The 10364-nt window shown below is 30.3% G+C and carries 10 protein-coding genes and 1 tRNA gene; 8 read left to right on the top strand and 3 right to left on the bottom strand.

Annotated features, from left to right (window positions below; translation table 11 throughout):
• The first annotated feature begins 73 nt into the window (after positions 1 to 73).
• From L988_RS01575 to L988_RS01565, 3 genes are all read left to right on the top strand, one after another.
• Positions 74 to 148 (top strand) — tRNA-Cys (locus L988_RS01575).
• A gap of 86 nt (positions 149 to 234) precedes the next feature.
• Positions 235 to 687, top strand: a complete 453-nt coding sequence (locus tag L988_RS01570; RefSeq protein WP_052191633.1) for an S-layer homology domain-containing protein — start codon at positions 235 to 237, stop codon at positions 685 to 687.
• A gap of 20 nt (positions 688 to 707) precedes the next feature.
• Entirely contained in the window at positions 708 to 2057 is a 1350-nt protein-coding gene (locus tag L988_RS01565; RefSeq protein ID WP_047380885.1) for a glucose-6-phosphate isomerase, read from the top strand.
• Positions 2058 to 2090: 33 nt separating this feature from the next.
• Here the strand turns inward: L988_RS01565 and L988_RS01560 are convergent, their stop codons facing one another.
• Positions 2091 to 2906, bottom strand: a complete 816-nt coding sequence (locus tag L988_RS01560; RefSeq protein ID WP_047380883.1) for a carboxypeptidase-like regulatory domain-containing protein — start codon at positions 2904 to 2906, stop codon at positions 2091 to 2093.
• Between the two features lie 100 nt (positions 2907 to 3006).
• Between L988_RS01560 and L988_RS01555 the strand changes: the two genes are divergently transcribed.
• The 4 genes from L988_RS01555 to leuS all read left to right on the top strand — a co-directional run bounded on the left by L988_RS01555 (position 3007) and on the right by leuS (position 8257).
• A complete protein-coding gene (locus L988_RS01555; RefSeq protein WP_047380881.1) occupies positions 3007 to 3570 on the top strand; it encodes a DUF1694 domain-containing protein in 564 nt (187 codons plus the stop codon).
• A 1-nt stretch (position 3571) separates the two neighbouring features.
• Positions 3572 to 4843, top strand: a complete 1272-nt coding sequence (gene murA / locus L988_RS01550; protein WP_047380880.1) for a UDP-N-acetylglucosamine 1-carboxyvinyltransferase — start codon at positions 3572 to 3574, stop codon at positions 4841 to 4843.
• A gap of 14 nt (positions 4844 to 4857) precedes the next feature.
• Positions 4858 to 5568 carry a 23S rRNA (guanosine(2251)-2'-O)-methyltransferase RlmB gene (gene rlmB / locus L988_RS01545; protein WP_047380878.1) on the top strand — a complete coding sequence of 237 codons (711 nt, stop codon included), beginning with the start codon at positions 4858 to 4860 and terminating at the stop codon, positions 5566 to 5568.
• Between the two features lie 76 nt (positions 5569 to 5644).
• Positions 5645 to 8257: a leucine--tRNA ligase gene (leuS, locus tag L988_RS01540; RefSeq protein WP_047380875.1), complete on the top strand. Its 2613-nt coding sequence runs from the start codon at positions 5645 to 5647 to the stop codon at positions 8255 to 8257.
• 32 nt (positions 8258 to 8289) lie between these two features.
• On the opposite strand, the gene L988_RS01535 is transcribed toward leuS, so the two are convergent.
• Together L988_RS01535 and aroE are read right to left on the bottom strand one after the other, a co-directional pair.
• On the bottom strand, positions 8290 to 8643 hold the full coding sequence (locus L988_RS01535) for a zf-TFIIB domain-containing protein (protein ID WP_047380873.1): 354 nt from the start codon (positions 8641 to 8643) through the stop codon (positions 8290 to 8292).
• A gap of 17 nt (positions 8644 to 8660) precedes the next feature.
• Positions 8661 to 9464, bottom strand: coding sequence for a shikimate dehydrogenase (aroE, locus tag L988_RS01530; RefSeq protein WP_047380870.1), 804 nt, complete (start codon positions 9462 to 9464; stop codon positions 8661 to 8663).
• 109 nt (positions 9465 to 9573) lie between these two features.
• Between aroE and L988_RS01525 the strand changes: the two genes are divergently transcribed.
• Positions 9574 to 10215, top strand: coding sequence for a Crp/Fnr family transcriptional regulator (locus L988_RS01525; protein WP_047380868.1), 642 nt, complete (start codon positions 9574 to 9576; stop codon positions 10213 to 10215).
• Positions 10216 to 10364: the final 149 nt, after the last annotated feature.

Raw genomic sequence — 10364 nt, 5'->3', positions numbered from 1 at the left:
GGTAGAGCAGGGGACTGAAAATCCCCGTGTCGGTGGTTCGATTCCGCCTCTGGGCACCATTAATTTAATAGAAGGCGACGTCGCCAAGTGGTAAGGCAGAGGTCTGCAAAATCTCTATTCACCAGTTCAAATCTGGTCGTCGCCTCCAAAATTAAGATATAAACAGCTTTAGGGCTGTTTTTTTTTATTCTTTGTGCTATAATTGAAAAAAAATTAACCATAAAGAGGTAGTGTATGAAGAAAATAATTATGATATACTTTACACTGATAGCATTAGCTTATGGACAGGGAAAAGAGCTGATATTTGATGATGTTCCTAAAAACCATTGGGCATATAAAGCAATAGAAAATCTTGTAAATGAAGGGATAATATCTGAAGATAGTTTTTTATTCAAAGGAGAATTTCCGGTTTCAAGGTATAGTTTTGCAGAAGGATTAAACAGATCTTTTAATAGCTTAGATGAAAAAAAAGCTAATCGAGGAGATTTGGTAATTTTAGAAAGTTTGGTTTATGAATTTTCAAGAGAGCTTACTAAAATTGGTTTTAATGCAGAGTTATTTAATGGAAAAATAGAAAATATGAGAATTGATATTGAAGTTATAAGGCAAAAAAATGATGAAACTCAAAAGGAAGTAAATGAGTTAAGGAAAAGAGTAGAGGCTTTGGAAAAAAATGCAGGGATTTAATTAATATGGAGGTAGATATTATGAAAAAGTTATCGTTTGATTATTCAAATGCACTAGGTTTTTTTAATGAGAATGAATTAGCATTAATGGAGGCTCAATGTAAAACTGCTACAGAAACTTTAATGAGTGGATCAGGAGCAGGGAATGATTTTTTAGGTTGGATAGATTTACCAACTAATTATGACAAAGTTGAATTTGATAGAATAAAATCAGCAGCAGAAAAAATAAAAAATGATTCAGAAGTTTTAATAGTTATTGGAATTGGTGGATCATACCTAGGTGCAAGATCAGCAATAGAATTTTTATCACACACATTCTATAACAACCAAACAAAAGAGAATAGAAAAGGACCTGAAATATATTTTGCAGGACAAAACATATCAGGTAAATATATAAAAGATTTATTAGAGATAATAGGAGATAGAGATTACTCTGTAAATGTTATATCAAAATCAGGAACAACAACAGAACCAGCTATAGCTTTTAGAATATTTAAAAAGCATTTAGAAGAAAAATATGGAGTAGAGGAAGCAAGAAGAAGAATCTACGCTACAACAGATGCAAGTAAAGGAGCTTTAAAAAAGCTAGCTACAGATGAAGGATATGAAACGTTCGTAGTACCTGATAATGTAGGGGGAAGATTCTCTGTATTAACGGCTGTAGGATTATTACCAATAGCAGCAGCAGGAATAAGTATAGATGAACTAATGGCTGGAGCAAAAGATGCTCAAGAAGCTTATAAAGCACCATATGCAGAAAACGACTGTTTAAAATATGCGACAATCAGAAATATTTTAAATAGAAAAGGTAAAGATGTAGAGATGTTAATAAACTACGAACCAAGACTACACTATATTGGTGAATGGTGGAAGCAACTGTTTGGAGAATCAGAAGGTAAAGATGGAAAAGGGTTATTACCAACAGCAGCAGATTTCTCAACAGATTTACACTCAATGGGGCAATATATTCAAGATGGAAAGAGAGTTTTATTTGAAACTTTAGTAAATATTGAAACTCCAGAGCACGATATTTTAATAGAAGCTGATGAGTTAGATTTAGATGGATTAAACTACTTAGCAGGAAAAGGAATGGATTTTGTTAATAAGAAAGCGGCAGAAGGAACTGTACTAGCTCATGTGGATGGAGGAGTACCAAACTTAATAGTGAATATTCCAGAAGCAACACCATATCATTTAGGGTATATGTTCTACTTCTTCGAAAAGGCATGTGGAGTGAGTGGATATTTATTAGGAGTAAATCCATTTGACCAACCAGGAGTAGAAGCTTATAAAGCAAATATGTTTGCTCTTTTAGGGAAAAAAGGATTTGAAAAACAAGCTGAAGAATTAAATAAAAGATTAAATAAATAGTAAGAAAAAAGAAGCTAAATTTTAGCTTCTTTTTTAATCTGTAAATATATTAAATTGTCTTAAGTCTTTATTGATTGTAAAAGATTCACTTCTATATCCTAAACTAGGAATTCTAAAGTAGGCTTTTTCATAAGTAAGTATATTTCTAAATTCAAAAAGACCGTCTTTTGTTGTTTTTATAGTAGAGATAACTTTATTATTTGAGGCATTTATAAGTTCAAGGTATGTATCTTTCAAATAGCTATTACCTTTTACAAGAGCGCCTGAAATATAAAAAGTCTTTGCTTCTAAAGTAATTGAGATGTCGTTTATAAATTTTTCATTTTGAATTAACATAGATGTTCCATTCCCATAGAATCCATCTTTTTGAGCAAAGATAGATATAAGTCCAACTTGACCCTCAAAAGAAAAACGTCCAGAAGTATCACTGCTAAGATCTATTAAATTTTCTCCTACTTTAATTTTGACATCGGCATTATTAATAGGTTCGCCAAATTTATTGATAATTTTTCCATATATACGGATTTTATTGTCAGTCATATTTAAAATAAGTTGTTTAGGTTCGGTGAATATATAGTCTACAAAAAAATCGTTATCTAATAAAGAGGTATATCCATCTTTTTTTACAGTAATTCGATATTTGTTTTTAGGGAGTTTTATACTAAAATTTCCATTGATATCACTTTTTACTGTTTTTGTAATATTAGAACTATTGGAGAAAGAAACCGTGGCATTCCCTAATCTAAATTCTTTATCAGTTACAAATCCAGAGATATCAACTATTTCGTTCTGAGTAAAAGTTCTTAATGAAAAAACTATAATAAAACAAAGGAAAAGTTTGAATCTCATAGTACCTCCTGTATAGTGATGTTATATTTAATTATATCACTTTTTTGATTTTATATGCTATAATTATTAATAAAAATAAAATTTTATAGAAGGTGATTTCGTGGTAGATGATATAATAAACGAAAGAGAAAAAGCAAAGCTACACTTCTTAAAAACTCAAACTGAAAAGTTGATTTATTTAGGCGAATTTAAAGAAAATGTATTGGCAGCTTTAGATAGACAAGAGATTGAAAGAAATCTTATTCATAACGAGATAAAAGAAGTGATGAAAGATAAGAGAGCTATTCTATTAAAAATTAGAAGAGATGTTCACTTTGAATGTATAAAAACCTATATAGATGAAGCTGAAAAAGTTGGACTTAGATATACTTTGGTTGATGATATAACTTTTAGAGGGAATGTAGGTTTAGTAGTTGTATCAAGTGAAGCTTTAGATAATGAAGATAAAGAGGTTGTAATTGAAAGTGCAACAAAGGTATATACAGATGTTGGTTTAAGTGAAGGGTTTATTTATGGAGAAGGGCATAAAATTTGTCCAAAACACTATAAAGAGTTGAAAGAAAAATTACCATCACATTTAGACAAATTTCAAGAGATGAATTTTTTTGATAGATTATTTGGAAAAGTATGTCCAATAGATAGATTTGACAAAAAGGAGAGATAACATGAGCGTAGAGGCATTCAAAATAATTGGTGGAAAAAAAATAAGTGGAGAGTTAGCAGTTGAAGGAGCAAAAAATGCAGCACTTCCAATTTTTGTAGCTACTTTAATAGAGAAAGGAACATACGTTTTAAATAATGTACCAAATTTAAGAGATATAAATACTTTAGTTCAACTTTTAGAAAGTTTAGGACTTGAAATAGAAAAGTTAGGAGATCACTCTTATAAAATAGTAAATAATGGACTGAAATCATTGGTTGCATCATATGATTTAGTAAAAAAGATGAGAGCATCTTTCTTAGTTATGGGACCGATGTTAGCTCATGAGAAAAAAGCGAAGGTTTCTTTACCTGGAGGATGTGCAATAGGTTCTAGACCTGTAGATTTACATTTAAAAGGATTTGAAGCTCTTGGAGTTAAAATTGATATAGACCATGGATATGTAGAAGGAGAAGCTGAAGAACTAATCGGTGGAAAAGTTGTTTTTGATTTCCCAAGTGTTGGAGCTACAGAAAACGTTATAATGGCTGCTGTAAAAGCAAAAGGAAAAACTATTATAGAAAATGCAGCAAGAGAACCAGAAATAGACGATTTGTGTAATTTTTTAGTGAAAATGGGTGCTAAAATAAATGGAATAGGAACCGGAAGATTAGAGATAGAGGGTGTTGAAAAATTAAATCCTTGTGAATACTCTATTATTCCTGATAGAATAGTTGCTGGAACATTTATAGTGGCATCACTTATGTTCGATGGAGCTATAACAGTTAAAGGTGTTGTTAGAGATCATATAGAAAGCTTTGTATCTAAATTAGAAGAGATGGGAGCAGAGTTTGAAATAGATGGAGATACTTTAACAACTAAAACAAAGCTTAAAGATTTGAAGCCAGTGAAGGCAACAACAATGCCTCATCCAGGATTCCCAACAGATTTACAATCGCCAATGATGACTTTAATGTGTTTGGTAAAAGGTACAAGTGAAATAAAAGAAACAATATTTGAGAATAGATTTATGCATGTTCCTGAACTAAATAGAATGGGAGCAGAGATAACAACAGATGCTAATATGGCAAGAATAGATGGAATAGATAACTTCTCTTCAGCTGAAGTTATGGCTAGTGACTTAAGAGCTGGAGCGTCGTTAATATTAGCTGGATTACTGGCAGAGGGTGAAACTATTGTAAATAGAATTTATCATGTAGATAGAGGATATGAAAACTTAGAGGTTAAACTTAGAGCTCTAGGTGCAGATATAGAAAGAATAAAAGTAGAAATATAAATAAGGGTGAGAAAATGGAAAAAGTAATAGGAATAAATCCTGTAATAGAGTTATTACAAAATAAGTCTAACAATATCGAGAAAATTGAGATTTTTAAAGGAATGAGAGAGGAGAAGCTTGGAAAATTAAAAGCTTTAGCTTCTGCAAGAAATATAAAAATATTCTCAGTTGGAAAAAAAGAGGAGAACTCTCAAGGAGTTGTAGCATACCTTAGTGATTATGATTACTACATCGAATTAGGTGAGTTTATAGAGAAAATAGCTAGAGATGAAAAATCAATAGTTTTAATTTTGGATGGAGTTCAAGACCCAAGAAACTTTGGTGCAATAATAAGAAGTGCTGAAATATTTGGTGTAAAAGGAATTATTATTCCTGAAAGAAACTCTGTAAAAATTAATGAAACAGTAATAAAAACATCAACAGGAGCTATTGAGCATGTTGATATAGTAAAAGTTACAAATATATCAGATGCGATAGAAAAATTAAAGAAGTTAGACTTCTGGGTTTATGGAGCTGAAGGTTCTGGAACTAAGTTCTATCATGAAGAGAAGTACCCTAATAAAACAGCTTTAGTTTTAGGAAGTGAAGGGGAAGGAATTAGAAAGAAAGTAAAAGAGAATTGTGATATTTTAGTAAAAATACCAATGCATGGAAAGATAAACTCTCTTAATGTATCTGTTGCTGGAGGAATCATACTTTCTGAAATAGCTAAAAACCTATATTAAATAAATAAACCTGTGGAAGTACAGGTTTTTTTATGCTATATTATGAGATAAAATGAAAAATTGATGGGGTGAAAAAATGAGAGAATATAACTTTGGCCAAATAGAAGAAAAATGGCAACAGAAATGGAAAGATGAAAATATTTTTAAAACTGAAGATAAAGTAGAAGGAAAAGAGAACTACTATGTTTTAGAGATGTTACCTTATCCATCAGGGAAATTGCACGTAGGACATGCTAGAAACTATACTATAGGAGATGTAATAGCAAGATATAAAAGAATGAAAGGGTATAACGTATTACATCCTATGGGATGGGATTCGTTTGGATTACCTGCTGAAAATGCTGCAATTCAAAATGGAGCACACCCTGCAATTTGGACAAAATCTAACATAGATAATATGAATAGACAATTGAAAATGATGGGATTATCTTATGATTGGGATAGAGAGATTGCGAGTTATACTCCTGAATACTACAAATGGAATCAATGGATATTCAAAAAAATGTTTGAAATGGGATTAGTTTATAAGAAAAAATCAACAGTAAACTGGTGCCCAGATTGTCAAACAGTTCTAGCTAATGAACAAGTTGAAGATGGTATGTGTTGGAGACATTCGAAAACTCCTGTTATTCAAAAGGATTTAGAGCAATGGTTCTTTAAAATAACTGATTATGCTGAAGAGTTATTAGAAGGGCATAAAGAGTTAGTAGCTGGATGGCCAGAAAAAGTATTAACAATGCAAAAGAACTGGATTGGAAAATCTATTGGTACAGAAGTTAACTTTAAGTTGGTAGAAAAAGATGAAAACTTACCAGTGTTCACAACAAGAGTTGATACATTATTTGGAGTAACTTATGCAGTAATAGCACCAGAGCACCCTTTAGTTGATGAAATAATAAAAATTAATCCATCAATAAAAGATGCCGTATCAGAAATGAAAAATACTGATATGATAGAAAGAACAGCTGAAGGAAAAGAGAAAAATGGAGTAAACACAGGTTGGCATGTGATTAATCCTGTAAATGGTGAAAAAGTTCAGCTGTGGATAGGGGATTATGTACTGATGAACTATGGAACTGGAGCTGTAATGGCTGTTCCTGCTCATGATGAGAGAGACTTTGCTTTTGCAAAAAAATATGATTTACCAATTAAAGTTGTAATCAATCCTATAGATAAAGAATCAAAAGAGGAGATTTCAATAGTTGCATCAGAAATGAAAAATGCATTTATTGGATCTGGAAAAATGACGAACTCTTCTGAATTTAACGGAGTATCTTCAAAAGAGGCTTTAGTTAAAATAGCAGAATTTGTAGAAGAGAAAGGTTTTGGAGAAAGAACAACAAAGTATAGATTAAAAGATTGGGGAGTTTCTAGACAAAGATACTGGGGAACACCAATTCCAGCTTTATACTGTGAAAAGTGTGGAGTAGTAATGGAAAAAGATGAAAATCTTCCAGTTTTACTACCAACAGACGTTGAGTTTACAGGAAATGGAAATCCATTAGAGACATCTGAAAGTTTCAAACATTCAATTTGTCCATGTTGTGGTGGGCCAGCAAGAAGAGATACAGATACAATGGATACTTTTGTAGATTCATCTTGGTATTTCTTAAGATATTGTGATCCTAAAAATGAAAACTTACCATTTGCAAAAGAGATTGCTGATGGATGGGCACCAGTAGACCAATATATTGGAGGAATAGAGCATGCAGTAATGCACTTACTATACTCTAGATTCTTCTCAAAAGTTTTAAGAGATATGGGTCTTCTTTCATCTAACGAGCCATTTAAAAGATTATTAACTCAAGGAATGGTATTAGGACCATCATATTACTCAGCTAATGAGAATAGATTCTTATATCCTGAAGAAGTAGAAATTAAAGGAAATTCAGCATTCTTAAAAACTACTGGAGAAGAGTTACAAGTAAAAGTAGAAAAAATGTCAAAATCAAAAAATAATGGTGTTGACCCAGAAATAATGATAGATAAGTATGGAGCAGATACAACAAGATTATTCATAATGTTTGCTGCACCTCCTGAAAGAGAGTTAGAGTGGAATGAAAATGGATTAGCAGGAGCTGCTAGATTCTTAAATAAAATTTGGAGATTAGTTTTAGAAAATAAAGAGTATTTAGCAGATACGTCAGAGATTGACTACTCTAAGTTGACTAAAGAGGATAAAGCTTTAGTAAGAAAGTTACATCAAACGATTAAAAAGGTAACTGAATCGATTGAAGCGGATTATCACTTCAATACTTCGATTGCTGCAACTATGGAGTTATTAAATGAGATGCAAGACTTTAGAGTTCAAGTTTTAGGAACGGATAAAGAGACATCTGAATCTAAAAAAATATTTAGAGAAGCTATGGTAAACGTGGTTGTAATGTTATCTCCATTTACTCCTCATTTCTGTGATGAGTTATGGCAAGAGATGGGTAATGAAGGGATGTTATTCTTACAAGCTTGGCCAACTCATAAAGAAGAGTTAACAATAGCTGATGAAATTGCAATAGCAGTTCAAGTTAATGGTAAGCTAAGAGGAACTTTAGAAGTAGAAAGAACAATTTCTAAAGAGGAAGTTCAAGCTAAAGCTTTAGAAATAGAGAATGTTAAGAAATTCATCGAGGGTCAAACAGTAGTTAAAATTATTGTTGTTCCAGGTAAAATTGTAAATATAGTTGTAAAGTAATAAAATAGGAGAGCAATTTTGCTCTCCTATTTTTATTTTTTGAATCTATCCCAAAAGTTAGGTTTTTGTGCGTTTCTCATCTTTTTTTCTTCAGCTTGTTCTTTGTGATAGTTTGACCAATTAGGATTATTTTTCATATTAGTTTTCATTTGCTTCATGTAGTTATATGTTGCTTTAGTATTTCTATATTTTGTTATAAAATTTGTCTTTATATCTATAAAAGTTTGTACAATTCCTTGGAAGAAACCAATAATTTTTTGGATTATTCTTTTGAAAGTTGTAAACTTGTAAACCTCTTTGCAGCTAGGACATCTATATTTAGCAACTTTATCCATTATTCTCATTTTCTCTTTACACTTAGGACATGTAATAACTATTTTTTTCATATTTTTATAATCCTCCGTTATTTATAAATTTCATCAATAAGTTCATCATAAATTTTTTCGTAGTTTAACTCTACTTCATTCCAAATCTCTTCAGATTTAACTCCTTGTGAAATTAGCATACAAAGTCCATTTTCGATCTGTTTATTATTAGAGTATGCAAATTTTAAAAATAGAGTTTCTTTAGGATTATATATTAAATCTAGAGCAAAGTCAAAGTTTAGAAGGACTTCTTTGGGTACAGGAGAGATTTCTGTATTAGGAAAAGTTCCAACTGGAGTAGCATTTATAATTAAATAGCCAGAAGTTTTCATAAGTTCGTCATATGAAATAGTAAACGAACTATGTAGCGTTTGTTTAGCTTTTTCCGGATCTCTAGAAACGGTATATACAATTGCTTTCAAGTCTTCAAGTGCTTTTATAGTAGCTTTTGCAGCTCCTCCACTTCCTAAAACAACGACTTTTTTGTTCTTTAGATTCAATCCCATTTTTTTAAAAGTTTTTATAAGTCCAAAATAATCAGTATTATAGGCAATTATCTTGTTATCAGAAAATTTTATACAGTTTGCAGCTCCGATCGCTTTAACTTCCGGCGAAAGTTCATTAACGAACTTTAGAATTGTTGTTTTATATGGGATGGTTATATTTAATCCTAAAATTCCATCTGCTTTTAGTGTAGATAAAAAGTGCTCTATAGAGTTTTCGTTATCCAAATCATAAATTTTATATTCGGCTTCTATATTGTATAGTTCGAATATTTTTTCATGAAGTGTTGGAGAGAATGAATAGGAAATATTTTTTCCAAGTAATCCAAATTTTTTCATAAATTAAATCACCTCTTTTTTTATAATAATTATATTATTATTTTTTTTAATAAACAATGATATTATATTTATAAATAAATTAAAAAAATAGTTACGGGAGGTAAATTAATTGAATTTTGATTTTTTAAAAAAAGTGATACTATTTAAAGATTTAGAGGAAAATGAAATAAAAGAGATGTTTAATACTATAAACTTTGATGTAAAGAAATTTGAAAAAGACGATATTGTTTTTTTTAGAGGAGATGTATTAGATGGTATTTCTATTGTTCTTAAAGGAAATTTAAGTGCAGAGATGTTAAAAGATACAGGTGATATTCAAAAGATAGAGAATTTATCTACTGGTGATTTAATAGCCTCAGCTTTTGTTTTTGGTCAAAACAATATTATACCTGTTGATTTAATCTCTTTAGAAAAAACTGAGATTTTACATATTGATAAAAAAAATCTTTTGAAATTATTTAATATAAAAGAAATGATTTTAATAAATTTTTTAAATGAAATTTCAGATAAAACTCAATTTTTATCAAATAAAGTTTGGAAAAATTTTAATGCGAAAACAATAAGAGAGAAAATGTTTGATTATATTCAGCAAAATAAAATAGATAATAAAATACTTTTTAAACATTCAATAAAAGAGTTATCTGAAATATTCGGAGTTAGTAGACCCTCTTTGTCTAGGGTAATTAGTGAATTTGTTGAAGAGGGGATACTAGAAAGAGATGGAAAAAATAGATTTAAATTAAATTTATGAAAAATTTAATAAAAAGTAAAAAAAACTTGTTGACACAGTTTAAAATTTATGTTATTATACTTCTTGTAGCGGGGACAACCGCACAACATTGAAAAGGACATTAACAACCGAATAGAGAAAATAGTCAGAAGTTATGAAAATAACAAAAT

The organism is Cetobacterium sp. ZWU0022 (assembly GCF_000800875.1).
Lineage (GTDB): Bacteria > Fusobacteriota > Fusobacteriia > Fusobacteriales > Fusobacteriaceae > Cetobacterium_A.
The sequence above is the reverse complement of the archived record's forward strand: the minus strand, read 5'-3'. Positions and strand labels throughout refer to the sequence as shown.

Coding starts and splice junctions, on each gene's coding strand:
- L988_RS01570 (WP_052191633.1), top strand. CDS start 235: ATGAAGAAAATAATTATGATATACTTTACACTGATAGCATTAGCTTAT.
- L988_RS01565 (WP_047380885.1), top strand. CDS start 708: ATGAAAAAGTTATCGTTTGATTATTCAAATGCACTAGGTTTTTTTAAT.
- L988_RS01560 (WP_047380883.1), bottom strand. CDS start 2,906: ATGAGATTCAAACTTTTCCTTTGTTTTATTATAGTTTTTTCATTAAGA.
- murA (WP_047380880.1), top strand. CDS start 3,572: ATGAGCGTAGAGGCATTCAAAATAATTGGTGGAAAAAAAATAAGTGGA.
- rlmB (WP_047380878.1), top strand. CDS start 4,858: ATGGAAAAAGTAATAGGAATAAATCCTGTAATAGAGTTATTACAAAAT.
- leuS (WP_047380875.1), top strand. CDS start 5,645: ATGAGAGAATATAACTTTGGCCAAATAGAAGAAAAATGGCAACAGAAA.
- L988_RS01535 (WP_047380873.1), bottom strand. CDS start 8,643: ATGAAAAAAATAGTTATTACATGTCCTAAGTGTAAAGAGAAAATGAGA.
- aroE (WP_047380870.1), bottom strand. CDS start 9,464: ATGAAAAAATTTGGATTACTTGGAAAAAATATTTCCTATTCATTCTCT.